This window comes from Aquibacillus kalidii (genome assembly GCF_014280935.1).
Lineage (GTDB): Bacteria > Bacillota > Bacilli > Bacillales > Amphibacillaceae > Aquibacillus_D > Aquibacillus_D kalidii.
This window is the reverse complement of record NZ_JACLZI010000037.1, coordinates 87,637-114,357: the sequence shown is the minus strand read 5'-3', so window position 1 is coordinate 114,357 and position 26,721 is coordinate 87,637. Positions and strand designations below refer to the sequence as shown.

Annotated in this window: 30 protein-coding genes; 29 read left to right on the top strand and 1 reads right to left on the bottom strand. The window is 35.3% G+C overall.

The window, feature by feature from the left end:
- Positions 1–80 precede the first annotated feature (80 nt).
- Positions 81–1,055 carry a YpdA family putative bacillithiol disulfide reductase gene (locus tag H7K77_RS10700; RefSeq protein WP_186577827.1) on the top strand — a complete coding sequence of 325 codons (975 nt, stop codon included), beginning with the start codon at positions 81–83 and terminating at the stop codon, positions 1,053–1,055.
- A 224-nt stretch (positions 1,056–1,279) separates the two neighbouring features.
- On the opposite strand, the gene H7K77_RS10695 is transcribed toward H7K77_RS10700, so the two are convergent.
- Complete coding sequence (locus H7K77_RS10695) at positions 1,280–2,248, bottom strand: asparaginase (RefSeq protein ID WP_186577826.1); 969 nt, start codon at positions 2,246–2,248, stop codon at positions 1,280–1,282.
- A gap of 87 nt (positions 2,249–2,335) precedes the next feature.
- Here H7K77_RS10695 and prsW point away from each other — a divergent pair, with 87 nt between their 5' ends.
- From prsW to H7K77_RS10555, 28 genes are all read left to right on the top strand, one after another.
- Positions 2,336–3,031, top strand: coding sequence for a glutamic-type intramembrane protease PrsW (gene prsW, locus H7K77_RS10690; protein WP_186577825.1), 696 nt, complete (start codon positions 2,336–2,338; stop codon positions 3,029–3,031).
- A gap of 153 nt (positions 3,032–3,184) precedes the next feature.
- Positions 3,185–4,081: a spore cortex-lytic enzyme gene (gene sleB / locus H7K77_RS10685; RefSeq protein WP_186577824.1), complete on the top strand. Its 897-nt coding sequence runs from the start codon at positions 3,185–3,187 to the stop codon at positions 4,079–4,081.
- A gap of 15 nt (positions 4,082–4,096) precedes the next feature.
- A complete protein-coding gene (gene ypeB, locus H7K77_RS10680) occupies positions 4,097–5,431 on the top strand; it encodes a germination protein YpeB (protein WP_186577823.1) in 1,335 nt (444 codons plus the stop codon).
- 126 nt (positions 5,432–5,557) lie between these two features.
- Complete coding sequence (locus tag H7K77_RS10675) at positions 5,558–6,214, top strand: flagellar brake protein (protein ID WP_186577822.1); 657 nt, start codon at positions 5,558–5,560, stop codon at positions 6,212–6,214.
- A gap of 56 nt (positions 6,215–6,270) precedes the next feature.
- A complete protein-coding gene (locus H7K77_RS10670) occupies positions 6,271–6,471 on the top strand; it encodes a DUF5359 family protein (protein WP_186577821.1) in 201 nt (66 codons plus the stop codon).
- A gap of 46 nt (positions 6,472–6,517) precedes the next feature.
- Positions 6,518–7,213: a (d)CMP kinase gene (cmk, locus tag H7K77_RS10665; RefSeq protein WP_186577820.1), complete on the top strand. Its 696-nt coding sequence runs from the start codon at positions 6,518–6,520 to the stop codon at positions 7,211–7,213.
- Complete coding sequence (locus H7K77_RS10660; RefSeq protein ID WP_186577819.1) at positions 7,200–7,778, top strand: lysophospholipid acyltransferase family protein; 579 nt, start codon at positions 7,200–7,202, stop codon at positions 7,776–7,778. The genes cmk and H7K77_RS10660 overlap by 14 nt, the downstream gene beginning before the upstream one ends.
- Before the next feature lie 103 nt (positions 7,779–7,881).
- A complete protein-coding gene (gene rpsA / locus H7K77_RS10655) occupies positions 7,882–9,021 on the top strand; it encodes a 30S ribosomal protein S1 (RefSeq protein WP_186577818.1) in 1,140 nt (379 codons plus the stop codon).
- A gap of 285 nt (positions 9,022–9,306) precedes the next feature.
- Positions 9,307–9,909, top strand: coding sequence for a YphA family membrane protein (locus H7K77_RS10650; protein WP_186577817.1), 603 nt, complete (start codon positions 9,307–9,309; stop codon positions 9,907–9,909).
- A complete protein-coding gene (locus tag H7K77_RS10645) occupies positions 9,906–10,802 on the top strand; it encodes a YIEGIA family protein (protein ID WP_186577816.1) in 897 nt (298 codons plus the stop codon). The genes H7K77_RS10650 and H7K77_RS10645 overlap by 4 nt, the downstream gene beginning before the upstream one ends.
- The gene (locus tag H7K77_RS10640; RefSeq protein ID WP_186577815.1) at positions 10,799–10,984 is read left to right on the top strand and encodes a capping complex subunit for YIEGIA; all 186 of its coding nucleotides are present in this window, start codon (positions 10,799–10,801) and stop codon (positions 10,982–10,984) included. The genes H7K77_RS10645 and H7K77_RS10640 overlap by 4 nt, the downstream gene beginning before the upstream one ends.
- 157 nt (positions 10,985–11,141) lie before the next feature.
- The gene (gene der / locus H7K77_RS10635) at positions 11,142–12,452 is read left to right on the top strand and encodes a ribosome biogenesis GTPase Der (RefSeq protein WP_186577814.1); all 1,311 of its coding nucleotides are present in this window, start codon (positions 11,142–11,144) and stop codon (positions 12,450–12,452) included.
- 17 nt (positions 12,453–12,469) lie between these two features.
- Positions 12,470–13,510, top strand: coding sequence for an NAD(P)H-dependent glycerol-3-phosphate dehydrogenase (locus H7K77_RS10630; protein ID WP_186577813.1), 1,041 nt, complete (start codon positions 12,470–12,472; stop codon positions 13,508–13,510).
- Positions 13,511–13,572: 62 nt separating this feature from the next.
- Positions 13,573–13,833 (top strand): stage VI sporulation protein F, encoded by a 261-nt coding sequence (locus H7K77_RS10625; RefSeq protein WP_186577812.1) that lies wholly within the window; start codon positions 13,573–13,575, stop codon positions 13,831–13,833.
- Positions 13,834–14,164: 331 nt separating this feature from the next.
- Positions 14,165–14,362: a DUF2768 domain-containing protein gene (locus H7K77_RS10620; protein ID WP_186577811.1), complete on the top strand. Its 198-nt coding sequence runs from the start codon at positions 14,165–14,167 to the stop codon at positions 14,360–14,362.
- 16 nt (positions 14,363–14,378) lie between these two features.
- Positions 14,379–15,104 carry a hypothetical protein gene (locus tag H7K77_RS10615; protein ID WP_186577810.1) on the top strand — a complete coding sequence of 242 codons (726 nt, stop codon included), beginning with the start codon at positions 14,379–14,381 and terminating at the stop codon, positions 15,102–15,104.
- Positions 15,105–15,314: 210 nt separating this feature from the next.
- Entirely contained in the window at positions 15,315–16,793 is a 1,479-nt protein-coding gene (gene spoIVA, locus H7K77_RS10610) for a stage IV sporulation protein A (protein WP_186577809.1), read from the top strand.
- A 385-nt stretch (positions 16,794–17,178) separates the two neighbouring features.
- On the top strand, positions 17,179–17,451 hold the full coding sequence (locus tag H7K77_RS10605) for an HU family DNA-binding protein (RefSeq protein WP_066193194.1): 273 nt from the start codon (positions 17,179–17,181) through the stop codon (positions 17,449–17,451).
- Between the two features lie 178 nt (positions 17,452–17,629).
- A complete protein-coding gene (locus H7K77_RS10600; protein ID WP_186577808.1) occupies positions 17,630–18,421 on the top strand; it encodes a heptaprenyl diphosphate synthase component 1 in 792 nt (263 codons plus the stop codon).
- 5 nt (positions 18,422–18,426) lie between these two features.
- Positions 18,427–19,137, top strand: a complete 711-nt coding sequence (gene menG / locus H7K77_RS10595) for a demethylmenaquinone methyltransferase (RefSeq protein ID WP_186577807.1) — start codon at positions 18,427–18,429, stop codon at positions 19,135–19,137.
- 23 nt (positions 19,138–19,160) lie between these two features.
- The gene (gene hepT, locus H7K77_RS10590) at positions 19,161–20,132 is read left to right on the top strand and encodes a heptaprenyl diphosphate synthase component II (protein WP_186577806.1); all 972 of its coding nucleotides are present in this window, start codon (positions 19,161–19,163) and stop codon (positions 20,130–20,132) included.
- A 96-nt stretch (positions 20,133–20,228) separates the two neighbouring features.
- Positions 20,229–20,675, top strand: coding sequence for a nucleoside-diphosphate kinase (gene ndk / locus H7K77_RS10585; protein ID WP_186577805.1), 447 nt, complete (start codon positions 20,229–20,231; stop codon positions 20,673–20,675).
- A 190-nt stretch (positions 20,676–20,865) separates the two neighbouring features.
- Positions 20,866–21,639: a CheR family methyltransferase gene (locus H7K77_RS10580; RefSeq protein ID WP_186577804.1), complete on the top strand. Its 774-nt coding sequence runs from the start codon at positions 20,866–20,868 to the stop codon at positions 21,637–21,639.
- Between the two features lie 221 nt (positions 21,640–21,860).
- Positions 21,861–23,027 carry a chorismate synthase gene (gene aroC, locus H7K77_RS10575; protein ID WP_186577803.1) on the top strand — a complete coding sequence of 389 codons (1,167 nt, stop codon included), beginning with the start codon at positions 21,861–21,863 and terminating at the stop codon, positions 23,025–23,027.
- Positions 23,027–24,100, top strand: a complete 1,074-nt coding sequence (aroB, locus tag H7K77_RS10570) for a 3-dehydroquinate synthase (RefSeq protein ID WP_186577802.1) — start codon at positions 23,027–23,029, stop codon at positions 24,098–24,100. Before aroC ends, aroB begins: the two co-directional genes overlap by 1 nt.
- Positions 24,101–24,102: 2 nt before the next feature.
- Complete coding sequence (aroH, locus tag H7K77_RS10565; RefSeq protein ID WP_186577801.1) at positions 24,103–24,471, top strand: chorismate mutase; 369 nt, start codon at positions 24,103–24,105, stop codon at positions 24,469–24,471.
- Positions 24,472–24,513: 42 nt separating this feature from the next.
- Entirely contained in the window at positions 24,514–25,620 is a 1,107-nt protein-coding gene (gene hisC, locus H7K77_RS10560) for a histidinol-phosphate transaminase (protein ID WP_186577800.1), read from the top strand.
- Positions 25,617–26,717: a prephenate dehydrogenase gene (locus H7K77_RS10555; protein WP_186577799.1), complete on the top strand. Its 1,101-nt coding sequence runs from the start codon at positions 25,617–25,619 to the stop codon at positions 26,715–26,717. The genes hisC and H7K77_RS10555 overlap by 4 nt, the downstream gene beginning before the upstream one ends.
- Positions 26,718–26,721 lie beyond the last annotated feature (4 nt).

Genomic DNA, 26,721 nt, shown 5'->3' with positions numbered 1-26,721 from the left:
TTTTTTATGTTATGATAAAGAATAGATTATTTTATAGGAACCTGTTTAGGGTGGCTAAGAGTATAAGGAGATGTTGTTACATGCAAACAGAACATACAATTATTATTGGAGCGGGTCCTTGTGGTATGTCAGCTGCTATAGAACTGCAAAACCGTGGAGTTAATCCTTTACTTATTGAAAAAGGAAACATTGTAAACTCAATTTATAATTACCCTACTCATCAAACTTTTTTTAGTTCAAGCGATAGACTAGAAATAGGAGAGATTGCTTTTGTTACAGAAAAGCAGAAGCCAGTTAGAAATCAGGCATTGGCCTATTATCGTGCTGTTGCTGAGCGAAAGCAATTAAGAATAAATAGTTTTGAAAGAGTGGAGTCTGTCTCTAAGCAAGGGGAGTTATTTGTTCTTCAGACTAAAAATCAAAAGGATGAAGTGACAACGTATCAAAGTCAGCATGTTGTAGTCGCAACTGGATATTATGACCAACCTAACTTTATGGGGATAGAAGGGGAAGAACTTAGTAAGGTGAGCCATTATTTCAAAGAAGCCCATCCCTATTATGACAAAGATGTTCTTGTAATAGGTGGCAAAAACTCCGCTGTTGATGCGACATTAGAATTACACAAAGCAGGGGCAAGAATTACAGTGCTTTATCGTGGTTCCGATTATTCGTCAAGCATTAAACCATGGATATTACCTGAATTCGAAGCGTTAGTTCGAAAAGGGATTGTAAAAATGGAATTTAATGCTAATGTTTTGGAAATTTCGGAAGATACAGTTAGTTATGAAGTTAACGGTGATAAGAAACAAGTGGCGAATGACTTTGTATTCGCTATGACCGGTTACCAGCCAGATCAAAACTTTCTAACAAATATGGGAATAACAATCGATAAAAGTACCGGAAGACCAACATTTGATGAAAGTAGTATGGAAACGAATGTCCGAGGTTTATATATTGCGGGGGTTATTGCGGCTGGTTATAATAACAACGAAATTTTTATAGAAAATGGACGCTTTCATGGCGCGTTACTAGCTGAATCAATTGTTAGTAAGTAAAGGTTCATTTCATATTTTTTGTAGTTGGTACAAAGTTTATAGAAACTGCATTGTGCTTGGTTAAAAAGTCGCTTTCCATTGAAAGCAACGTTTTGTTCTTATCTCCAGTTGGAAATAACTAAATTCATTTAGTCGAACCTTAGCGCTTTAGGACCAGATTAATAAAAAAAACAAGAAGAAAGCAGCAGATCATAATGTCTGTTGCTTTTCTTCTTATTAATGGTCTATAAATCAAAAATTCTTTGTAACTCGTATATATTCTGCGTTATCTCTAAAGCAATTAACAATTTGATCCGTGCTTTTGGTCCAGTCAAGCCATTAGTAAAAATAACTCCCATATCTTTTAATTGTTTACCGCCACCGTTATATGAATAAGTTGGCTGAACAATTCCTTTAAAACACCTCGATACAAGAACTATTGGTACGTTATTATTCAACATCGTTTCCAAAGGTTTTACTAGTGTTTCTGGAACATTACCTTGTCCAAGCCCTTCAATAATTAATCCATCAATTCCAGACTGGTAGATGGCTTCGATCAATGTTGATTCCATTCCTGCATATGTTTTAATTAATGCAACTTTTTTCGTTAAGTTAGATACAGGATAAACTTCGTCTGTTATCAGTTTTTGGTAAAAATGGACAGATTGTTTTGTGATTATTCCAATGGGACCAAATTGCGGGCTCTGAAAAGTTGCAACATTACTTGTTGAAGTTTTAGTTACATATTTTGCAGTATGAATCTCATCGTTCATAACAACAAGTACACCTTTGTCGACAGAATCATGTGTACTCACAACTTTTATCGCACTAAGTAAATTATAAAGTCCATCAGAACCAATCTCATTGCTTGATCGCATGGCCCCCGTAATGACAATAGGTATAGTAGCTTGTAAATATAGGTCTAAAAAATAAGCAGTTTCTTCCAAGGTGTCTGTACCATGTGTGACAACTATACCAGAATAGTTGTTTGTTTGAATTTTTTCTTTCATATGTTTTGCTAAATTTATCATATGATAAGGCGTAATGTGGGGAGATGGTAAATTATACAAAAAGTCCTCTTCAATTCTTTGTTCAAAGGATGAACCACCTAAGTTCTCTAACGGATGCGAGTCCGTTACAGAGACCTCCCCTGTTAATCGATCTTCTTTCATTGAAATGGTTCCACCGGTATGTACTATAAGTATTTTTTTCATTAAAATCACCAACTTAAAATTCAGTATTCTATTTCTTCTTACTTCATGATACGATGAATATACTTATAAAGAAAGAGGGTGCCTGAAATGTTAGCTCTTCTTTCTGCAGGGGTTGCACCGACACTTGCATTGATGGCATTTTTTTATTTGAAGGATAAATTTAGTAATGAACCTAAAAGGGCAGTGTTCCAAACGTTTATGTATGGGGCTTTATTAGTATTTCCGTTAATGTTTATTCAATATGCATTTACTGAAGAAGGCATAGGACAAACGCCTTTTATTCGATCATTTATTTTGATCGGTTTTTTAGAGGAATTTTTTAAATGGTTTATATTTTTATATACCATCTTTAAATATACAAAATTTTATTCCTTATATGATGGTATTATCTATGGTGTTTCCATTAGTCTAGGCTTCGCTACCGTTGAAAATATACTATATTTATTGGCACATGGAATTGAGTATGCGTTTACGAGAGCATTATTTCCTGTGTCTTCCCATGCCTTATTTGGAGTAATCATGGGCTATTACTTAGGGAAAGCAAAAATTTCGCTCTATCCAACTAACATGAACATCTTATTAGCATTAGTCATCCCTGTTTTATTACATGGTTTTTATGATTTTGTTTTAGAAACAATTAAAAGTAATAATTGGCTATTTATTATCATTCCTTTTATGATTGCATTGTGGATCAATGGACTAAGAAAAGTAAAAATAGCAAATCAATATCAAGCGATCGATAAGGTTATCGTACCTCAGAAAAGTCAAAAATTTTACGATTAAGAAAAAGCTGTTTCCTCAGTATTGGGAACAGCTTTTTCTTATTTAATTTTATAATGTAACTACTAGTTAAAATAGGAGCTATGAATAAAAAATGTAAATCCTTCGAAAAATAGAATTAAATATACAGAAAATGTTCTTAGGAGGACAAGGCTTATGAACATCAAGAAGAAAATTACAATTATATTATTCTCAGTAATAACTGTTTTTAGTGTAACAGCAACACAAGAAACGAAACAGGTTGAAGCTTTTAGTAATCAAGTTATTCAGCAAGGTGCAGTGGGAGAAGATGTTATCGAACTGCAAGCTAGACTGCAGTACCTCGGATTTTACAATGGTAAAATCGATGGCGTATTTGGTTGGGGTACTTATTGGGCATTAAGAAACTTTCAATACGAGTTTGGATTAGAGGTAGATGGACTTGCAGGCTCAACAACCAAGCAAAAGCTAGCAAAAGCAAGTCAATATGATGAAGCTTTTATTAAAAAACAACTTAACGCAGGAAATGACTTTACTTACTATGGTGGTACACCGAAAGAGAATCAGGTGAAACAGGATAACAATAAAAATCAAGGAAACACGAACCAAGGGAAAAATCAAAACAATGCAGCAACACCAAAGAAGACTACTAATAACAACAATAAGAACCAACAAAGCACACCACCTAAACCTACAGCAGTGAATGTTCCTAACGGATTTTCACAAAATGATATAAAGCTAATGGCCAATGCTGTACATGGTGAAGCGCGTGGGGAGTCTTATGAAGGACAGGTAGCTGTTGCGGCTGTAATCCTAAATCGTGTCGAGAGTCCTTCCTTTCCTAACACTGTTTCTGGTGTGATTTTTGAACCTAGAGCGTTCACAGCCGTTGCCGATGGCCAAATATGGTTAACTCCTGATGATTCGTCTAAAAGAGCAGTACTAGATGCAATTAATGGGTGGGACCCAACCGGAAATGCGATTTATTATTTTAATCCACATACCGCTACATCTAGTTGGATTTGGTCACGACCACAAATAAAGCAAATTGGTAAACATATATTTTGCATGTAGGAAGGTGGATGAAAAATGGTAAGATGGATTTCGATAGTTGTATTAACACTTGGTCTTATTGCTACAGGGATATGGGGTTACCAAGAACATAGAGAAAAAAACGCAATCTTAATACAAGCAGAAAATAATTATCAGCGATCTTTTCATGATTTATCCTATCATATGGATTTACTGCATGATAAGATCGGAACCACGTTGGCAATGAACACGAGAGAACAATTGTCTCCTCAATTAGCAGAAATTTGGCGCTTAACTTCAGAAGCGCATACAGATGTAGGGCAGTTACCTTTAGCTTTACTTCCTTTCAATAAGACGGAAGAATTTTTATCCAATATTGGTGACTTCAGTTATCGAACAGCAGTAAGAGATTTAGGGAATGAACCTTTATCTGAAGAGGAATTAGAAACTCTAAATAAATTATACGAACAATCTGGTGAGATCGAGAAGGAACTACGAAAAGTACAAAGTTTAGCATTAAAGAATAACTTACGCTGGATGGATGTTCAACTAGCATTAGCTTCTAATGATGAAAAAGCAGACAATACTATTATCGATGGTTTCAAAACAGTGGAGAAAACAGTTAAAGGATATTCAGAGGGTAACTTTGGCCCGACTATGACTGGTATGGCGAGAGAGAATCATGAATACAAATATGTCAAAGGTGAAGCTATTACCAAAGAAAAAGTAGAGGAAATGGCTAAAGAACTATTTAAAATAGATAAACAAACAGAACTTACCATAACCGAATCTGGTGATGGTGCACAATTACCATTCTTTAGTGCATCCTTTAAAAATGATCAGAAAACAGGTTATGTTGATATTACGAAAGAGGGCGGCCATCCTCTATCCTTAATGGTTAATAGAGAAGTTGGTAAACAAAAAGTTAGTTTAAATGAAGGGATGGAACTTGCTCGAAAATATTTAGAGAAACATGGCTTTGACAGCATGGAGGCTTTTCAAAGTAGTCAATATGATAGTGTAGGTGTATATAATTTTATCCATAATCAAGATGATGTTCGGATTTACCCTGACTCCATTCAAATAAAGGTTGCTTTAGATAATGGGGATATACTAGGTTTTTCAACTAGAGATTACCTTCGTAATCACAGAGAACGTGATATACCTGAACCAGAATTATCTATAGAAGAAGCTAAGGAGAAGGTTAATCCAAACGTAGATATCAAAGATCAACACCTAGCTATTGTTAATAACGATTTAGGGGAAGAGGTACTAGCTTATTCATTCCTTGGAGTATTGGGAAATAACACCTATAGAATCTATATCAATTCATCAACAGGTATGGAAGTACAAGTAGATATGCTGAAAAATGCGGAAATAAAATTTGATTAACAAAGAAGGGAAAAGGGATAAATGGTATTTTCCCTTTCCCTTTTTCCTTTTTTTTGAGATAATAGAATATACATTTGGACATTTTACGTATCGATAAAATTTAGTCAACGGAAAGAGGAAATAGAATTGATTAAGATAGGTACATCCCTTCAATTGCAAAGGTATAACGAGGATAAATTAGAAAATTTTAAATGTAAGATTGTAGAAAAAGAAGGTAGTATCTTATATATTGATTATCCTATCAATGAAGAGACAGGTCGTACGAATATTTTCCCAAAAGGAACCGAGTTTTTTGCTAACTTTATTGGTGATCAAAATTCTGTTTACCGTTTTAGAACTGTTATTATGGGAAAAAAGCAAGCCAACATACCTATGTTAATCTTGCATTATCCTGAAGACAATATTCAGCGAATTCAGCGTCGGGAATATGTTAGGATCAACACAACATTAGATACAGCTATTCATGACATAGAAGATAAAATAGTACCTTTTACAACTGTTACGCAAGATATAAGTGGTGGAGGAATGTCTTTAGTAATCCCGGATAAGAAACTAAAATTAACTGGGGGTCAATTGTTAAACATATGGGTAGTGTTACCGATGGAGTCTGGTGCATTATATTATATTGAAACGAAGTCCAAGGTAATACGTGTAGTGCAAAGAGAAAATATGAAAAATTTATTATCAGTAAAATTTGAAATGATAAAAGATAAAGATAGAGAAGCTGTAATTCGTTATTGTTTTGAGAACCAACTAAGAGAAAGACGACGTGGTCTATCCTAAACGAGCATAAATGCCCCGTGGAATGGTAACAATACTACCAAAAAAGGGTGGTAGCTATGAAACGTATTGAACGATGGGTCTTAACCTTATTAGTTATTCATGCTGTTTTAATGCTTGCATCGCAACTGTTAATAAACGTGTCTGATGTGCAAGTAGCAATAAATCCAGTTTATGAATACATCGGTGTTTTCAGCGAAAAAACGACTCGAAAAACATTAGACCAACTTCTAAGTGGTATGTTATCATCTTTACGGTGAAAAAATACAAAAATGGCAACAATTAGAGAGGGAGTAAGGTCTTAAAATGAACAAATTTGACTTAGCAATTGCAATTGATGGACCAGCTGCTGCAGGAAAGAGTACCGTAGCAAAATTAGTGGCAGAGCAATTGGGTTACATATACATAGATACAGGAGCAATGTATAGATCACTAACATATAAAGCCATTCAACATTCTTTAAACTTAGAAAATGAAGAGCAGCTGTATGGTTTATTAATGCAAACAGAAATTAATTTGGAACAAAATAATCAAGGGCAAAAAGTATTTATCGATAATAAGGAAGTCACTGATGCTATCCGAACGGAAGCTGTGACCAATAATGTCTCTCTTGTGGCGAAACATGCTCTAGTGAGAACTGAAATGGTGAAGAGACAAAAAAACTTAGCAGCCAAGAGAAGGGTTGTAATGGATGGACGTGATATTGGAACTCACGTTATACCTGATGCTGAAGTGAAAATATTCTTAGTCGCCTCTGTAGAGGAAAGAGCTATTAGACGACACAAAGAGAATATCAAAAAGGGTTTCGCGTCGGATTTAGAAGTTTTAAAAGAAGAGATACAAAGACGTGATCAGCTCGATTCAGAAAGAGAAGTTTCTCCTTTGATCAAAGCAGATGATGCGGTTGAAATCGATACAACGGCTTTGGATATTAACGGGGTTGTGGAACGTATCCTTGAGGTGGTAGAAGAGGTTAAGGGGATGAATCATGAGTCTATATAGATTTGCAAGGTTTATTGTCCGTGTGGTTTTAAAACGTATTTATAAAATTAATATTGTAGGCCAAGACAATATTCCTAAAAGTGGACCTGTCATTATTTGTTCGAATCATATATCTAATTTAGATCCGCCTATGGTTGGGATTACAAGTCCTAGGGATATATATTTTATGGCTAAGGAAGAATTATTTAATAAAAAACTTTTAGGTGGATTATTAACAAGAATAAATGCTTTTCCAATAAAACGTGGAATGAAGGACAGAAATGCACTTAGAAAAGCATTAGATATTCTAAAGCAAGGTAATACGCTTGGTTTATTTCCAGAAGGAACACGAAGCAAAACGGGAGAACTAAAAAAAGGGTTAGCAGGGGCGGGTTTTTTTGCACTTCGCTCAGAGGCAAAAGTAGTACCTTGCGCTATAGTAGGACCATATGAAAAATTTAAACCAATAAAAGTGATATATGGAAAGCCGATTGAAATGGACGAACTTAGATCTAATAAAGCTTCTGCACAGGAAGTTACAGATATAATTATGGATGAGATTAGAAAATTAAAAGAAAATAACTAGTTTTTATTTTCTGAAAAACTTGACAAATATATCTAAATGTTAGAAGTTAGAAAAAAGGACTTTATATGTTAATTTTTGTAGGAAACTGAAGGAGGTCTCTATAGTGGATGAAATGAACAATGAAGTATCAGAATTCAAAGAGTTAACAGTTGGTGAACAAGTAACAGGGAAAGTAGTTAAAGTGGAAGAAAAACAAGTTCTCGTTGATATTGGATACAAAGTGGATGGAATTGTTCCAATTAGTGAATTGTCAAGTCTTCACATAGAAAAAGCGGCTGATGTCATTAGTGATGGGGATGAATTAGTACTCCAAATTAAGAAAGTGGAAGATGAAGAAATTATATTGTCTAAGCGTGCTGTTGATGCAGATAAAGCATGGCAGGATTTACAAGAAAAGTTTAATAGCGGTGAAGTATTTGAGGCAACGGTGAAAGATGTAGTTAAGGGTGGATTAGTAGTAGACGTTGGTTTAAGAGGCTTCATACCTGCTTCTCTAGTTGAAGCTTTTTATGTTGAAGACTTCTCAGATTACTTAAACAAGTCTTTAACATTAAAGGTAGTAGAGTTAGATAAAGAGCAAAATAGAGTGATTTTGTCTCATCGTGCAGTTGTTGAAGCTGACGAAGATGCTAAGAAGCATGAAATCCTTCAATCAATTGGAGAAGGACAGGTGTTGGAAGGAAAAGTACAACGTATTACTAACTTTGGTGTATTTGTTGATATTGGAGGGATTGATGGTTTAGTACACATTTCCCAATTATCACACCAACATGTTGAACAGGCATCTGACGTCGTTTCAGAAGGACAAGATATTAAAGTAAAGGTACTCTCCGTTGACAGGGATAATGAACGTATTTCTTTATCTGTCAAAGAAACGCAGCCAGGACCTTGGGATAGTATTGCTAGCCGTGTTCAACCAGGAGAAATTGTAGAAGGAACCGTTAAAAGACTAGTAAATTTCGGCGCCTTTGTGGAAATTTTACCCGGTGTTGAGGGATTAGTTCATATATCTCAAATTTCTACTGAACATATCGGAACACCACAAGAAGTACTTACTGTTGGGCAGAATGTTCAAGTGAAAGTACTTGATGTTAATGAAAATGAAAAGCGCATCTCTTTAAGTATTAAAGAGATTGAAATGGATCAAAATCAAGAAGAATTAAAACAATATGAAAAAGAAGAAGAACATTCTGGCTTTCAATTAGGAGACATGATTGGAGACAAGCTAGATAAATATAAGTAAAATGAATGAAAAACCAACCAATTATTATTGGTTGGTTTTTTTGTGTTTATTTTTGTGAGTGTTATCGCTTTTGATATAACATTGTATTCTCTCAACACGAGTTGGTGTTAACCGTTAGATTATTAACTTAGGGCCCTATATAAGGAGTGCAAACTATGTTCCTATCTAATTCTAACTAGAATTGAATAGCACTTAAGTAAGTCTTTTAAATACAAAGATGATAAACGATATATGTTTAGATCGGCCATTCTTAAGCCATAATGAAAATAATGGTAGGTGGGGCTAATGGATGGATTATTTTTTTATTGGATAAGTTGGTTAATATGGATAATAGTTACCTTTTTAAGACAAAAGGATAGGACTAGAAATATCTTAGCGTTTTGTTTACTAGTGATCATCACATTGTCTAATAAAGAAATCGTAATAGAATCAGTTACATTTAATTGCTCCTTACTCTTCATATATTTAGGTGCATTAATTATGGTTGTTACGGGGAATAATAAAATTTCAGTCATATTCAAGTCATTTTGTATTGTTTTTGGATATGTTGGTTTGCTTTTTTGGGAGCAAATTAGTCCGGTGTGGGTTGTTTTTCCAAGAACAGTAACACTTTCGTTAATTGGATTTATAACGTTAACCATTTTATCAGGAAACTTTAAGGAAAAATGTACGGTATGGTTACTCGGTATGACTAATGGTGAGATTCTACATGGGATGATATTACAGAGCTATGAAATGACAGAATCCATAGGGGAATTTGCATTCTTAGATTTGTTATTAATTGAAATAGGATTGCTAATTGTTGTGCACTATATAATTGTACTAAAAAATAAGTTGGATCAGTATTCAGAATTAATAGAGAAACAAAAGAAGAGGTGGACATCATGAATGAATATACATATCCGATTCTATTTGGTGTTATTGTTGGAACAATTGCACGTGCCATCATGCTAAAAACAGATTATCGACAATACCCAACTTATTTACATGGGAAGGTTATCCATTTAGCGCTTGGCTTTATTGCAGCAGGTTTAGGTTCTGTAGCAGTTCCGGCCATTATGGAAAAAGAATTTACTGCAGTAACTTTCCTTACGATTGCCGCGTCCCAATTTCGTGAAGTAAGAAATATGGAAAGAAATACACTCACAGAATTAGATGGTTATGAACTCGTTCCAAGAGGAAAAACCTATATTGAAGGAATTGCTATTGCATTTGAGAGTCGAAATTACTTAGTTATCTTTACTTCTTTAGTTACGACGCTTTGTTATTTAGTTTGGAATGTATGGATTGCACTAGTAGCTGCCATTGTGTGTTACTTCATTATTAGAAAGTTTATGAGTGGTTCTACGTTAAAAGAATTAGTAGATATTGAGCACCATGAGGTACAATTTGATGGTGCAGGACTCTATGTTGACAATATTTATATTATGAATATTGGCTTACCTGCGCGGCAAGAAGATATAAAGCGGTATGGTATGGGCTTTATCTTGAGTCCGAAAAATTTTGACGTGCGATCTACGATTGCTAATTTAGGGCAGCGGCAGGCAATTTTACACGATATTTCTATAGCTTTAGGTGTTTATCGTGATTCAGGGACACCAGCTTTAGTACCGTTAATTAAAAGGGATTTAGATGATGGTAGAATTGGCGTATTCATTCTCCCGCAAAATAAGGATGTTGATAAGGCGAAAAAAGTTCTTGGTGCAGTTCCAGTATTAGAAAATGCAATAAGACTTCCTTCCGAATCAAAGGCCAATAAGAAGGGAAGTGGAAAAGAATGATGATGGAAAAAGCGGTATTGTCCGTTATCACAACAAATAAAGATAAGATTTCAGGTGGTGCACCAATTTTTATTTGTGATACAAAAGAGGAAATGGATAATGTAGCTGCTAATTTAGAAGCAATATTAGATGGGATAAGTCATGCATTAAGTAATGAAATGTATGTTATTGTAAAACATTAGAGTCATTTTACTAGTGGAAAAATTTAAGTGTGTTGTTTATATTTGACTCTTTTGCTAAAATGGATAGGTTAAAGGATTCTTATAAGTGAAAATATAAGTGAAATATAGCCTTTGCAAATAAAAGCTATTAATAGTAAGAGGGAAGGATGTACCTTTCATGAGAAAATCTGTTGTTGCAATAGTGGGAAGACCGAATGTTGGAAAATCCACTATTTTTAATCGTTTAGTTGGTGAGCGCATTTCGATTGTAGAAGATGTTCCTGGAGTTACTAGAGATCGTATCTACTCGAAGGCGGAGTGGCTGACAACATCTTTTAATTTAATTGATACAGGTGGAATTGAACTAGGTGATGAACCGTTATTAGTTCAAATGAGAGAGCAAGCGGAAGTTGCGATTCGAGAAGCAGATGTTATCATTTTTATGGTAAATGGAAGAGAAGGCATTACTGCTGCGGATGAAGAAGTTGCAAAGCTGTTATTTAAATCAAATAAACCTGTAGTTCTAGGTGTTAATAAAGTGGACAATCCCGAAATGAGAGAAACTATTTATGAGTTTTATTCTTTAGGTTTTGGTGAACCTTTTCCTATATCCGGTACTCACGGACTTGGACTTGGAGATTTGCTGGACGAAGTTGTCAAGCATTTTCCAGAAATGAATCAAGAAGAAAAAGATGATGAAACCATTTATTTTAGTCTTATCGGGAGACCAAATGTTGGTAAATCTTCTCTTGTTAATGCCTTATTAAATCAGGAACGTGTTATCGTTAGTGATATTGCGGGGACTACTAGAGATGCCATAGATACACCGTTTAAGAAAGATGAACAAGAGTTCGTTATTACTGATACTGCTGGTATGCGTAAACGTGGTAAGATCTATGAATCCACAGAAAAATACAGTATTCTACGTGCACTTAAGGCAATCGAGAGATCAGATGTTGTTTTAACATTAATTGATGCAGAATCAGGTATCATTGAGCAGGACAAGAAAATAGCAGGTTATGCTCATGAAGCAGGGAAAGCTGTAGTTATTGTTGTGAATAAGTGGGATACAGTGGAATCTGATGAAAAAGCGATGAAAGAATTCGAAGAGAAGGTTCGGGCACATTTTCAGTTCTTAGATTATGCTCCAATTGTTTTCTTATCAGCAAAAACTAAGAAGCGTATCCATACGTTGTTACCAAAGATATTAGAAGCTAGTGAAAATCATACGAAACGTGTGGAAACGAACGTATTAAATGACGTAATTATGGATGCACTTGCAATGAATCCAACTCCAACCATAAAAGGACAGCGGTTAAAAATCTTATACGCTACACAAGTGGCTGTTAAACCACCTAGTTTCGTAGTGTTTGTAAATGATCCAGAGTTATTACATTTCTCTTATGAACGATTTCTTGAAAATAGAATTAGGGATGCTTTTGGTTTTGAAGGTACTCCAATTAAAATATTTGCCAGAAAGAGAAGTTAAGGGAGTGGAGAGGTAAGATGGAAAAAATTGCAGTACTTGGTGCGGGAAGTTGGGGAACTGCTCTTGCTATGGTACTTAATGATAATGGTCATGAAGTCAGATTATGGACTCACAATGAGGAGCACGCTCAGCTCTTAAATAAAACGCATGCCAATGATAAGTATTTACCCGGTGTAAACATACCTGAACAAATTGTTGCGTATAACGATTTGGATAAGGCTGTTAAAGATGTCTCAACAGTTGTGATAGTCGTACCGACAAAAGCAATCAGACAAGTCTGTCAGGAACTTAATCAAGTGTTAGACCATAAGGTAACAATTATTCATGGTACAAAAGGAATTGAACCTGATTCCTTTAAGAGAGTTTCAGAAATGATAGAAGAAGAGATCGAGGAAAAGTTCTACGAAGATATAGTTATCTTATCAGGGCCTAGTCATGCTGAAGAAGTAAGTAGAAAGCATCCAACAACGATTACAGCATCCTCCAATAGTATTCCAGAAGCAGAGAGAGCACAAGATCTGTTTATAAACCGTTACTTCAGAGTTTATACAAGTCCAGATATGGTTGGTGTAGAACTTGGAGGAGCTTTAAAAAATATAATAGCACTTGGTGCTGGTATATCAGACGGATTAGGGTATGGAGACAATGCTAAAGCCGCTCTAATTACCCGAGGGTTAGCTGAGATAGCGCGCTTAGGTACTTCAATGGGGGCAAATCCTTTAACCTTTATAGGCTTATCAGGAGTAGGAGACCTCATCGTTACAAGTACCAGTGTACATAGTCGTAATTGGAAAGCCGGAAATTTACTTGGAAAAGGAAACGATTTAGATGATGTTTTAAATGAAATGGGTATGGTTGTGGAAGGTGTACGGACGACCAGGGCTGCACACCAGCTAGCAACCTCTCAGAAGGTGGATATGCCAATTACTACAGGATTGTATCGAATTCTTTTTGAAAAAGCCAAGCCAAAGGATATAGTAGATGAGCTAATGACTCGGGTTAGACGACATGAAATGGAAGATTTGTCAAATATTTTATCAAATCGCTATTCTAATTAACACTAGGCGACTCTCTTGCATATAGTATTGTGGTAAACGAAATAAGGCAAGGAGGAGTAGAAGTGAGCGATTTTCAAAAAAATATGTTTGATCAAATTCAACAAAACTCTAATATTAATCCTCAAGAAATTTTAAAGGTGGCAAACTCTGTTCAAAATGCTGATTTTTCTGATGAAAAGACAGTAAGAGAATTAGTTAAGAACTTGGCACAAATGGCCGGAAAGCCAGTTTCTAAAGAGAAAGAAGATAAAATTGTGAAATCCATTACGAATAATCAAATGCCGACTGATATAAATTCATTGAGCAAACTTTTTAAAAATTAGTTATTACTGGGCATATGAGGATACAATTACGGAATGTTTAGCATAAGATAAATCGCACAAGCATTTCATTTTAGGGTTGCTTTGGGTATTATTTAGTCACGCCGGGATAGAATGCCCCTTCTATCTCGGCTTTTTGTCTTTGCTTTATAATTACTAAAACTTTTATTCTTTATCTTTATGTCTGCGTAAAGGAAGAGTTATAGAAAGCCTCATTGATACATTTTGCCTCGACTATAAGTATCTTAATTTAAGACTCTTAGTATCTAGTTCTAAATATGGTATAATACTTAGAGCAAAATGAGACAAGCATGCAAGGGAAGGATGTATAAAGATGTCTGAAGGAATGCTGAATATGTACATATCGTTTGCTGGTATTCTTTTTCTGTTATTATCGATTGGACTAATATTGCTAAGTCGATATAAGCTTAAAGGGGTATTAGGTGGAATTATCGCAGTTATAGCATATCTGTTCTTAATATTAGGTAGTTTAATTATTTTCTATATTGTTTTTAGTGGTCCTACCACTTAAGTTAAGGAGGGGTTAAATGAAATATACTATTGCAATACCACTACTTTTCATAACCTTATTGTTAAGTGGTTGCTTTTACCCAAATAGCCAACTTTCAAAGAATCAAGTACCTAATGATGTTCAATTAGAAATGGTACAAAATGCTGTTGATCAATATGTAGAAAGACAACAGGGCCTTGTTCCAATTAAAACAAAAACAAATGATACACCGATTTTTGAAAAATATTTATTAGATTTTTCACTATTAAAACAAGAAGGTATTATGCAGAGTGTACCTGGGACAGCTTTTGAAAATGGTGGTTTATATCAATATGTATTGATTACACCAGAAGATAATCCAAGGGTGAAATTAATTGATTTACGAATTTCTGCTCAATTGCGAACTGTTAAGCAAAGACTAAATGTTTACAGAAGTGAACATATCTATCCACCATTCGGAGAGGAAGTTGCTGAGGGAGTATTTTCAATAGATACGGAACTTTTGAATCTTGATGAAGTACCTTATATCGTTAGTCCTTTTACCCAAAAGAACTTGCCTATTGTTATGGATATAGATGGGAATTTATATGTAGATTATAGCCAAGATCTTTATGAAGCACTCCAGAAATTTGAGCACGATTACAAACAAGGTGATGATATTCGGTACATACTAGCAGAAAATTACCCGTTTGTTCCAGCTTATTCCTTACCTTACACAATTAAAAATAATGAACCAACATTTCTTAAACAAGAAGAAAAATAGATTTTATTAAAATTAAGCATACAACACCCCTTGCTGCATATAATGTGCCAAGGGTTTTTTTAGTGTTCCTTTAATCCTTCACCCTAGGGTTTGTGTAATTATTTATTTATTTTTATATAAACAAGTCATAATTTAGTAGGACAACGTCATAGACTTTAAGTGTCAGAGATTCGTAATAGTTTATGGCGAAGTAGATCGGGAGGGGATCATTTGGAAAGAGTTGATATTTTTAAAGATATCTCGAAGCGGACTAACGGGGATATTTATTTAGGTGTTGTTGGAGCAGTACGTACAGGTAAATCAACATTTATTAAGAAATTTATGGAACAGGTTGTATTACCTAATATTGCCGATGAGGGTGATCGAGCAAGGGCGCAGGATGAGTTACCTCAGAGTGCAGCAGGAAAAACAATTATGACAACAGAACCCAAATTCGTACCAAACCAAGCAGTTTCTGTGAAAGTGGATGAGGGATTAGATGTAAATGTTCGACTTGTAGATTGCGTAGGATACACGGTTAGCAGTGCCCAGGGGTTTGAAGATGAGAATGGACCTAGAATGATTAACACACCATGGTATGAGGAGCCAATCCCTTTCCATGAAGCAGCTGAAATCGGAACAAGGAAGGTCATCCAAGAGCATTCTACAATGGGTGTTGTAGTTACAACCGACGGTACGATAGGTGATATTCCTCGTGAAGATTATGTAGAATCTGAGGCAAGGGTAGTGGAGGAACTTCGAGAAGTTGGGAAACCATTTATTATGGTTGTCAATTCCGTTCAACCTTATCACCAAGACACGGAATTACTTAGGCAACAACTAGTAGAAGAGTATGATATACCAGTACTAGCGATGAGTGTGGAGAGTATGACAGACCATGATGTATATAATGTACTCAGAGAGGCGTTGTATGAGTTCCCTGTACTAGAGGTTAATGTTAACTTACCAAGCTGGGTCATGGTACTTAATGAGGATCACTGGTTAAGACAAAGTTATCAGGTTGCGATTCAAGAAACAGTTAAAGACATAAAGCGATTGCGTGATGTGGATCGTGTTGTTGGGCATTTTGATGAATATGATTATATCGACAAGGCCCAACTAGCTGGAATGGAAATGGGTGAAGGGGTTGCTGAAATTGATCTTCATGCACCAGACTATCTTTATGACCAAGTGCTAAAAGAGATTGTTGGTGAAGAGATAAGAGGTAAAGATCATTTACTTGAGCTAATGCAAGATTTTGCCAATGCTAAAAGGGAATATGATCAGGTTGCGGATGCCCTTCAAATGGTTAAACAAACTGGCTATGGCGTTGCGGCACCATCTCTTCATGATATGGCACTTGATGAACCAGAAATTATTCGTCAAGGTTCAAGATTTGGCGTAAGATTAAAAGCGGTCGCACCATCTATTCATATGATTAAAGTAGATGTGGAATCAGAATTTGCACCGATTATAGGGACAGAGAAACAGAGTGAAGAATTAGTTAGATATTTGATGCAAGATTTTGAAGAAGATCCATTATCTATATGGCAGTCTGACATATTTGGCAGATCATTAAGTTCCATTGTAAGAGAGGGTATCCAGGCAAAACTTTCTCTTATGCCTGAAAATGCTAGATACAAATTAAAAGAAACATTAGAGCGAATTATTAACGAAGGCTCTGGCGGTCTTATCGCCATAATTCTTTAACGGCTTGATTACTCAGGCCGTTTTTTTTCTGTGTTTAGAAAATGAAGAATTTCCAAAAAAAGTTAACTGAAAAGTCGTAATATACACAAAAATCAGAGTCCTAAATCAATCTCAACGCAATTATATCAAGCGATTAAGCACTTGCATAAGCCATGTATGTATGATACGATTCATTTAATTAACGAGAGTTCCAAGCGGTTACATAATATTTTTTAATAAATATTGCTGATTATTGTTGAATTTCCGCGAAAACTCGTTTATTATAAGCCTTGTCATCAAGTAAATGGTGGCTATAGGTATAAAAAAATGCAAATTGGTGAACAAATGGAAATATAGCCATTTTCGTTCGAAAGCACCACATACGTTTTGGGAGGAGGTGAATGTCATGAATAAGACTGATCTAATTAATGCTGTCGCAGAAAAAAGCGAACTTTCTAAAAAGGATGCTACAAAAGCTGTAGACGCAGTTTTTGAATCTATCATGGATTCACTTAAAGATGGAGATAAAGTACAATTAATTGGTTTTGGAAACTTCGAAGTACGTGAGCGAGCTGCACGTAAAGGTCGTAATCCTCAAACAGGTGATGAGATTGAAATCCCTGCTAGTAAGGTTCCAGCTTTCAAACCAGGTAAAGCCCTTAAAGATACTGTAAAATAATATTTTTACATATGGGCAAAAAGGGTGCTTAGGCACCCTTTTTATTTTGTACTTTTTTTATAGCGTATTTGAGTAATAAAATGAAGTAAAATACATATTAAAGGCATCAACTATAAACATATGTTATACTATTTTTTATAGAGTATGAGAACGAATGAATGGGCTTGGGAGGGTCAACATGAACGGAACAAACTTGACATTTAAAGAAGTACAACAAGAGTTAGAGGATCAATTGACTCACTCATATCTAAGCAAATTTATAGAAAAGCCTGTTGTCGATAATGATAAATTATTTATCCTATACACGATTATGGAGTCTACCTCTTATGATGCCATAAAAAAGAAAAGCTATATTATTACAACGATGCTTGTTCAAATTGCCCTCGATACACATGATTTAGTACATAATACGAAAGGGACAGAACAATCAACAAAGCAGCGTCAACTAACAGTATTAGCTGGTGATTATTATAGCGGACTGTACTATTATTTATTATCAAAAATTGATGACATACCAATGATACATACACTTGCTACGGCAATTAAAGAAATTAACGAATTGAAAATGAGCGTTTACTATAAGGAATTTGAAACAATTTCTTCCTTTATGGATTCTTTAAAGCAACTAGAATCATTGCTTGTTAAGAGAGTAGCTGAACATATGGGGAAAGAGACGATAACAAATTTTGCTGAGGACTGGCTATTAATTCAAAAATTAATAAAAGAGAAAAGTAATTTTGTGAAAAGTAAACAATCCCATATCCTTAAATTAATCATAGATGGACCTGCTTTTAACATCCAACGGGATAGAGTACAAGCAGTATTGGAAGAAACTATTCAAAAACATCTCAGTCGAGTTGAAGATAGGATTAAGCATATATCATCAGACTTTTCATCTATTACAGCATTTGTAAATAAAGCAGCTTATGACAACTTTGGTGAAAACATAACGGTATTGGAAGAAGGTTGAGGTACATGACCAAGCAATCAAAAGAAGAACGCGTACATAATGTATTTGAAAAAATCTATCAAAGATATGACTTCATGAATTCTGTTATTTCATTTCAGCGTCATAAAGTCTGGCGAAAAGATGTTATGAAGCACATGAATGTAAAAGAAGGTATGTCTGCATTGGATGTTTGCTGCGGGACAGGCGACTGGTCTTTTTCCTTAGCCGATTCAGTAGGGCCAAAAGGTAAAACGGTTGGATTAGATTTTAGTCAAAATATGCTATCTGTTGCACAGCAAAAATTAGATCAAACTAACCTTGGTCAGTTAGAATTTATCCACGGAAATGCTATGGAGCTGCCTTTTGAAGACAATTCCTTTGATTTCGTTACAATCGGATTTGGCTTGCGAAATGTCCCTGATTACCAACAAGTGTTGAAGGAAATGAAGCGGGTTGTTAAACCTGGTGGAAAAGTAGTATGTTTAGAAACATCTCAACCGACTACTCCGGGCTTCAGACAGCTTTATTATTTTTATTTCCGTTATATCATGCCACTATTTGGACGGTTATTAGCTAAGAGTTATAAGGAATATGCATGGTTACACGAATCTGCAAAAGATTTCCCTGGCAAGGAACGCTTAAAAGAAATGTTTGAAAAGGTAGGACTTACTAACGTTAAAGTCAAAAGTTATACTGGTGGAGTTGCAGCAATGCATATGGGAGAGAAGAAACATTAAATAAAAAAATAAAGGTGAACTACATGAAATTAGCAATGACCTATTCGTATATAAAGCAAGATCTAAATCAGATTGAAAAGGCATTGGAGCAGACAATCAGAGCAAAGCATCCAGTCTTGCGAGAAGCATCTATACAATTATTGCGTGCAGGCGGAAAAAGACTCCGTCCTGTTTTTGTTTTGCTATCCGGGATGTTTGGTGAATATAACTTTGAAAAAATGAAAAGAGTGGCTGTTTCATTAGAGTTAATTCACATGGCATCACTCGTCCACGATGATGTAATAGATGACTCTGAATTGAGAAGAGGCAAGCCTACAGTGAAAGCAAAATGGGATAATCGTATTGCCATGTATACAGGAGACTATATATTTGCTCGATCTTTAGAATATCTATCTGAATTGGACGATATTAAGGCGCACAAAACGCTATCAAAAACGATGGTTGAATTAACAATTGGTGAGATTGAACAAATTAAAGATAAATACAATTTTGATCAAAATTTAAGAACATATTTACGTCGGATCAAAAGAAAAACGGCATTGCTAATTTCCTCTAGTTGTCAACTAGGCGCTATTGCTGCTAATGTACCTGTGGAATATGAAAAAGCTCTATATCATTATGGCTATTACATAGGTATGTCTTATCAAATCATAGATGATATTTTAGATTTCACATCCACTGAGGCTAAATTGGGGAAGCCTGCTGGTAGTGATTTGTTTCAAGGAAATATAACACTGCCTGTACTGTATGCAATGGAGGATCAAACATTTAAATCGGAAATAAAAGTTTTATTTTCAACACCAGATAGCTTAGATGTAAAAGAAATTGCTCCTATTATTAGTAGAATTACTTCATCAGATGCTATTCAAAAATCATATGATCTTAGTGAGAGATACCTATTAAAAGCATACGAATCGTTAGAACATCTTCCAGATATAAAAGCTAAACAAACACTTAAGGATATCGCAACTTATATTGGTAAAAGAAAGTCCTAATACAATAATTGTCAATATAGGAATAGTTTGTTACTATTTATTATGTTAGATATCAGCGCTTACATAGGCAATATACATAGTGGAGAGGTGTACATATTGGAGAAAACATTTTTAATGGTAAAACCTGATGCTGTACAACGAGGGTTAATAGGGGAGATAGTTGCTAGATTTGAAAAGAAAGGGTTTAAATTAGTTGGTGGTAAACTCATGGTTATCACAGAAGAACTCGCTAGTCAGCATTATGCAGAACATAAGGGAAAACCTTTTTTTCAAAGTCTAGTTGATTTTATTACCTCTGGTCCTGTTTTTGCAATGGTGTGGGAAGGAGAAGATATCATTTCTACTGCACGGCAAATGATGGGAAAAACTAAGCCAAATGAAGCGTTACCTGGTACTATTAGAGGAGACTTAGCCGTGGTAATGAATAAGAATGTTATTCATGGATCAGACTCTCCAGAAAGTGCTGAAAGAGAAATTGCTTTGTTCTTTTCTGAAAATGAACTCCAAGAGTACAACAAACATAACGATACATGGATTTACTAGTTCAAGAAAACCTCGTCTTTACTATAGATGAGGTTTTTTGTTTGTAAATTTATGTTGTGTTTTTGATCTTTCAAATACTGATTATGGGTGATTTTGAAGTTTTGGAAATTCTATCTTTTTTTAAAAAAATGTTTACATCTATGCCAAAAATGATTAGGATTAGATTAATGAAACATAAGGAGCATGAGACATGAGCGACTATCAAGAATTTACAAAACAAATTAACAAAAAAACAGGAATAGATTTATCTCTTTATAAAGAGGTTCAGATGAAAAGAAGACTTACTTCTTTACGTGAAAAAAGAGGGTTTAATGACTTTCAATCATATTACAATGCCATTGCCCAAGAAAAAGAATTATTAGATGAATTCCTAGATAAAGTGACGATTAATGTTTCAGAGTTCTATAGAAATGCTAGTAGATGGTCAGTACTTGAATCAAAAGTATTACCGAAATTATTTGAGAAAAAGAAGAAATTAAAAATATGGAGTGCAGCTTGCTCTACAGGCGAGGAACCTTATACAATAGCCCTAGTGTTAAGTCAATTTTTAGATTTAAGCCAAATAGATATTTTAGCTACTGATATAGATGATAATGTAATTGCACGTGCAAAGAAAGCTGTTTATAATGAACGAGCGCTTCAGGAAATGCCAACTAAAATCAAAGAAACATATTTTACTAAGGATGGAACATTCTTTCATTTGGATGAAAAGATTAAAAAATGTGTTACTTTTAAAAAGCACAACCTGTTAGCTGATTCCTATCCAGGTTCATTTGACCTTATCGTATGTCGTAATGTTCTCATTTATTTTACGGAAGAAGCGAAACATACCATCTACCAAAATTTCAGTAATTCCTTAGTGGATGGTGGGGTCTTCTTTGTAGGAAGCACGGAACAAATATTTAGTCCTGATCAATATAATTTTAAAGTGTTAGATACGTTTTTCTATCAAAAAAATATGTAGATATTAGACAATGAAGAAGATTCTAACTTGGAATCTTCTTTCTTTTTTTACTCTTTTCCTTTATTAAAGTAAAGAACTATAGTAAGATAATCTAACCAGATTTAATTTGCATCATTTTTCAAAAAAATCAAAAAATGAGCTTTTTTAGCATAATTCATGCACACAAGATAAAAAAGGTATGATATAGTAGTACAAAATTATATTTATACGGGGGTAAACAAATGCGTTACTTAACTGCTGGCGAATCACACGGAAAACAACTAACAACTATAATAGAAGGTATTCCATCTTTAATGCCTCTTACAAAAGAAAATATAAATGAGTCGTTACTTAGAAGGCAGAAAGGTCACGGTCGCGGCAAAAGAATGCAAATTGAAAAAGATTTAGTTGATATTGCAGGTGGTGTAAGGCACGGATATACACTAGGATCTCCAATTGCAATGGTAGTACATAACGATGATTTTAAACATTGGGTTGATGTAATGGGAGAGGATCCAATTCCTGAGGATCAAGATATAAGAAGAGTTGTAACAAGACCTCGACCTGGACACGCTGACTTAAATGGTGCTATAAAATATGGTCACCGAGATATGCGTAATATTTTAGAAAGGTCTTCTGCACGTGAAACAGCGGCTAGGGTTGCTGCTGGTGCAGTAGCGAAAACGTTATTAGCGCACCTTGGTATAAATATTGTTGGTTATGTAAGAGAGATAGCTGGCATTATTTCAGAAGAGTACCCAGATATGAACATGGAGGACCGTGTTCGTATCTCTGAAGAATCTCCAGTTCGAAGCTTAGATCCTGTGGCAAGTCAAAAAATGATGGACGCCATTGACATAGCAAAAAAAGAGGGAGATTCAATTGGCGGGGTTTGTGAAGTATATATAGAGGGCATTCCAGCTGGTGTAGGTTCCTATGTTCATTATGATCGAAAACTAGATGGACGAATTGCTGGTGCTGTATCAAGTATTAATGCCTTTAAAGGTGTAGAATTTGGTATTGGCTTTGAGGCTGCTCGAAAAAATGGTAGTGAGGTTCATGATGAAATAGCTTGGGATAAGGAAACAGGCTATTATAGAAAAACGAATCGTTTAGGTGGTTTTGAGGGTGGTATGACAACAGGCATGCCTATCGTTGTGAAAGGTGTAATGAAGCCAATCCCAACTTTATATAAACCACTTCAAAGTGTAGATATTGAAACAAAAGAACCGTTTAATGCTAGTATTGAGCGCTCAGACTCTTGCGCGGTCCCAGCTGCCGCTGTCGTTATGGAACATGTTGTAGCCTTTGAAGTAGCGAAAGCATTATTGGAACAGTTCCCACATGATCAGTTCCCTAAATTAAAAGAGGCAGTTGATCAGTATAGAGAGGAGATCAAACGTTTCTAATGGATACTTTGACAATTAAAACTAGTACCAACAAATACAACGTATTTGTTGGTACTAAATTACGTTTTAAAACCCAAGAACTTTTAGAAAAGGTTTACAAATCGATTCTTATTATAACTGATTCCTCTGTTTCAGAGTTATATCTAAAAGATGTTGTTCAGTCCTTTGCTGATAACGAGAAGGTTTATACGGCCGTTGTACCTGCTGGCGAATCATCTAAAAGTGCCGGTCAGTACTTTGACCTTTTGACAAAGGCAATTGGATATGGTTTAGATAGACATTCTCTTATCATCGCATTAGGTGGTGGGATGATAGGGGATCTAGCTGGTTTTGTTGCGGCAACCTTTATGAGAGGGATCGACTATATTCAAATGCCGACTACAATATTAGCGCATGACAGTAGTGTTGGTGGAAAAGTAGCGATTAATCATCCTGAGGGGAAGAACTTAATTGGAAATTTTTATCCTCCCCAAGCAGTTATTTATGATGTTGATACTCTCCATTCATTGCCGGATAAAGAAGTAAGATCTGGCTACGCGGAGGTCATCAAGCATGGGATGATAAGTGATTTGTCGTTATTCCATGAAGTAAAAGTTGCAGACTTAACAGCAAAATTAGATGATAAAATAGTAACATCTCAACTTCTTAAAGGGATTAAGGTAAAAGCTGCTATTGTTGAGAAAGATGAAAAAGAAAGCAATATACGAATGTTCCTTAATTTTGGTCATACCTTGGGACACGCAATTGAGGCAGAGTTAGGCTACGGTACAATCACACATGGGGAAGCCGTAGCAATTGGAATGTTATTTGCTATCCGTGTAAGTGAAGATCATTTTAATATTTCTCTACCATTCGGTGAATTATATGATTTTCTAGAAAAAAATAACTACCCGTTACGACTTCCTGAAATGAATAATGATGTCTTGGTTAGCCGAATGAAAAAAGATAAAAAGTCGCGAGATCAACATGTGCAGATGGTACTCCTAGAGCAACTTGGGCAACCAATCGTTAAGGAAATAGCGGATACAGATTTAGTAAATCTATTAAATACTTTTTTTAGAGAGTTGGGTTAGAGTTGATTAGAGGGATTAGAGGAGCAACTACTGTTGAGATAAATGATGAAAGCATGATGGTCGAACGTACGAAAGTGTTATTGGAGGAAATGGTCAGTGAAAACCGTATTCAGCCAGAAGAGATTGCTACAGTATTAATTTCTGTTACAGCTGATATTAATGCTACTTTTCCAGCTAAGGCTCTTCGTCTAATTGACGGTTGGACTTATGTTCCTGTAATGTGTATGAAAGAAATTGATGTTCCGGGCAGTCTAGAAAAATGTATTCGTGTTATGATGACTGTTAATACGGATAATACTCAGAAAGAAATTAAGCATATATATCATTATGAGGCTAAAAAGTTAAGACCAGACCTATCTAAAAAAAGTTAAAAGATAAGGTTGATAGATATATATAGATTGGAGAGGAACAGAATGAATGGTAAAGAGATCTTTAAACAAATGTCTCCCTACAAACCAGGGAAACAAATTGAAGAAGTAAAAAAGGAATATAATCTTTCTAAGATAATAAAGTTAGCATCCAATGAAAATCCATTCGGTTATTCTCCGAAGGTTAAGGAAGCCATTACGACATTTATTGATCATTTAGAGATCTATCCTGATGGGTATACCGCAGAGCTACGTTCAGAACTTGCTACTAAACTAGACGTTGATGACGAACAACTCGTATTTGGTTGTGGCTCAGATGAGGTTGTGGATATTATTTGTCGTACGTATCTTGAACCAGGTACGAACACTGTGATGGCAACACCTACTTTTCCCCAGTACAAACATAATGCATTAATCCAAGGTGCTGAAACCCGGGAAGTTTCCCTAATTGATGGCTATCATGATTTGGATGGAATGATCCAAGAGATTGATGAAGATACAAAAGTAGTTTGGTTATGTACTCCTAACAATCCTACAGGTAATTTAATAAATAAATCAGAACTAGACCGTTTCATGGGACGTTGTCCGAATGACGTTCTCGTTGTTGTCGATGAAGCGTACTTTGAATACGTTACAGCAAAAGACGCACCTGACACGATTAAAGCTTTAAAAGAGTATTCAAACCTTATTGTGCTGCGTACTTTTTCAAAAGCGTACGGCTTAGCGGGACTTCGTATTGGCTACGGGGTAACCAATGAAAAGGTTGCTTCGCTTCTAAATATCACACGTGGACCTTTTAACACGACTACAATTGCTCAAAAAGCTGCATTAGTTGCTTTAAAAGACCAGGACTTCATTCAAGAGACCGTGGAAAAGAATAGTGCCAACAAGCAAGATCTAGTGTCATTCTTTGATAAAATCGGTTTGAGTTATTACGATTCTGAAACCAATTTTGTGTTTGTAAAACTTCCGGTTACTGGTGATGAATTGTTTGAATATTTACTAAGCAAAGGATATATTGTTCGATCCGGGGAAGCGCTTGGTCACCCGAATGGGGTTAGAATAACAATAGGGAAGAAAGATGATATGAAAGAATTACAAAATTTAATAGAAGAATATTTATCTCCAGTAACAAAGGAGAGTCAATCGTGAATCAAACTGTACTAGTTGCGGGGCTTGGTTTGATAGGAGGCTCGCTTGCCTTAAATATGAAACAAACTACAAGTCATAGACTAATTGGGTATGATGTTAGTAAGTCTACGCTTGATTATTGCGTAATGAATGGAATAATTGATGAATCCTTTTCTGACTTTGAGACTGCTGTTAAACAAGCTGATTATTGTATTTTTGCGGCACCTGTTTCTAAAACAGTAGATTTGATTCACCAATTGAGTACTATTGAATTTGAAAAGGAGCTTATTGTTTCTGACGTTTCATCTGTAAAGGCACCTATTATGGAAGTCGCCAACCAAATAAAATCAAATTTGGTTACTTTTATCGGGGGCCATCCTATGGCTGGTTCCCATAAAAAAGGAATTCATGCGGCAAAAGGTCATTTATTTGAAAATGCGATTTACATATTAACCCCAGTCAAACATTGTTCCGAAGATAAAATTAATGCACTACAATCTTTGCTGAAGGGAACAAAATCTAAGTTTCTTATTTTAGATCCAATGGAGCATGATGAAATGACGAGCGTTATTTCTCATTTTCCACACCTAATTGCTTCCTCGCTTGTCCACCAAGCAAAGAATTGGCAAAAGACTCATGCCTATATCCCGAAATTAGCAGCAGGTGGATTCCGTGATATTACCAGGATTGCTTCAAGTAACCCTTCTATGTGGCAAGATATTTTTTTTCAAAATCGTGATCGAATGAGCCATTTGTTAGGAGACTGGATTGAAGAAATGTCGTCATTGAAAGATATGTTGGAGACAGGTGATCGCGATACTATGTATGAGTATTTGGATCAAGCCAAAGAATATCGTGATGGTTTAGATAGTAAGAAACAAGGTGCTATTCCATCTTTTTATGATATTTATGTTGATATTTTTGACCAACCTGGTGCACTTCTTAAAGTAGTTTCTCTCTTAGCTGAACAAGACATTAGTATTAATAATATTGAGATCCTTGAAATTAGAGAAGGAATAACAGGAGTATTACGTCTAAGTTTCCAAAATAAGAATGACCAAGCAATAAGTAATGAAGTATTGAAGAGAAAAGGTTACGAGACAATGATTGAAGATTAGGGGG

Excerpts from the sequence above, each read along its gene's own strand:
- hisC (WP_186577800.1), top strand. The coding sequence starts at position 24,514 with ATGAATGGTAAAGAGATCTTTAAACAAATGTCTCCCTACAAACCAGGG.
- H7K77_RS10650 (WP_186577817.1), top strand. The coding sequence starts at position 9,307 with ATGGATGGATTATTTTTTTATTGGATAAGTTGGTTAATATGGATAATA.
- H7K77_RS10630 (WP_186577813.1), top strand. The coding sequence starts at position 12,470 with ATGGAAAAAATTGCAGTACTTGGTGCGGGAAGTTGGGGAACTGCTCTT.
- H7K77_RS10695 (WP_186577826.1), bottom strand. The coding sequence starts at position 2,248 with ATGAAAAAAATACTTATAGTACATACCGGTGGAACCATTTCAATGAAA.
- H7K77_RS10605 (WP_066193194.1), top strand. The coding sequence starts at position 17,179 with ATGAATAAGACTGATCTAATTAATGCTGTCGCAGAAAAAAGCGAACTT.
- menG (WP_186577807.1), top strand. The coding sequence starts at position 18,427 with ATGACCAAGCAATCAAAAGAAGAACGCGTACATAATGTATTTGAAAAA.
- cmk (WP_186577820.1), top strand. The coding sequence starts at position 6,518 with ATGAACAAATTTGACTTAGCAATTGCAATTGATGGACCAGCTGCTGCA.
- aroB (WP_186577802.1), top strand. The coding sequence starts at position 23,027 with ATGGATACTTTGACAATTAAAACTAGTACCAACAAATACAACGTATTT.
- H7K77_RS10670 (WP_186577821.1), top strand. The coding sequence starts at position 6,271 with ATGAAACGTATTGAACGATGGGTCTTAACCTTATTAGTTATTCATGCT.
- prsW (WP_186577825.1), top strand. The coding sequence starts at position 2,336 with ATGTTAGCTCTTCTTTCTGCAGGGGTTGCACCGACACTTGCATTGATG.
- H7K77_RS10580 (WP_186577804.1), top strand. The coding sequence starts at position 20,866 with ATGAGCGACTATCAAGAATTTACAAAACAAATTAACAAAAAAACAGGA.
- sleB (WP_186577824.1), top strand. The coding sequence starts at position 3,185 with ATGAACATCAAGAAGAAAATTACAATTATATTATTCTCAGTAATAACT.
- aroC (WP_186577803.1), top strand. The coding sequence starts at position 21,861 with ATGCGTTACTTAACTGCTGGCGAATCACACGGAAAACAACTAACAACT.
- der (WP_186577814.1), top strand. The coding sequence starts at position 11,142 with ATGAGAAAATCTGTTGTTGCAATAGTGGGAAGACCGAATGTTGGAAAA.
- H7K77_RS10615 (WP_186577810.1), top strand. The coding sequence starts at position 14,379 with ATGAAATATACTATTGCAATACCACTACTTTTCATAACCTTATTGTTA.
- H7K77_RS10620 (WP_186577811.1), top strand. The coding sequence starts at position 14,165 with ATGTCTGAAGGAATGCTGAATATGTACATATCGTTTGCTGGTATTCTT.
- H7K77_RS10640 (WP_186577815.1), top strand. The coding sequence starts at position 10,799 with ATGATGATGGAAAAAGCGGTATTGTCCGTTATCACAACAAATAAAGAT.
- hepT (WP_186577806.1), top strand. The coding sequence starts at position 19,161 with ATGAAATTAGCAATGACCTATTCGTATATAAAGCAAGATCTAAATCAG.
- H7K77_RS10660 (WP_186577819.1), top strand. The coding sequence starts at position 7,200 with ATGAGTCTATATAGATTTGCAAGGTTTATTGTCCGTGTGGTTTTAAAA.
- ypeB (WP_186577823.1), top strand. The coding sequence starts at position 4,097 with ATGGTAAGATGGATTTCGATAGTTGTATTAACACTTGGTCTTATTGCT.
- H7K77_RS10600 (WP_186577808.1), top strand. The coding sequence starts at position 17,630 with ATGAACGGAACAAACTTGACATTTAAAGAAGTACAACAAGAGTTAGAG.
- H7K77_RS10700 (WP_186577827.1), top strand. The coding sequence starts at position 81 with ATGCAAACAGAACATACAATTATTATTGGAGCGGGTCCTTGTGGTATG.
- H7K77_RS10645 (WP_186577816.1), top strand. The coding sequence starts at position 9,906 with ATGAATGAATATACATATCCGATTCTATTTGGTGTTATTGTTGGAACA.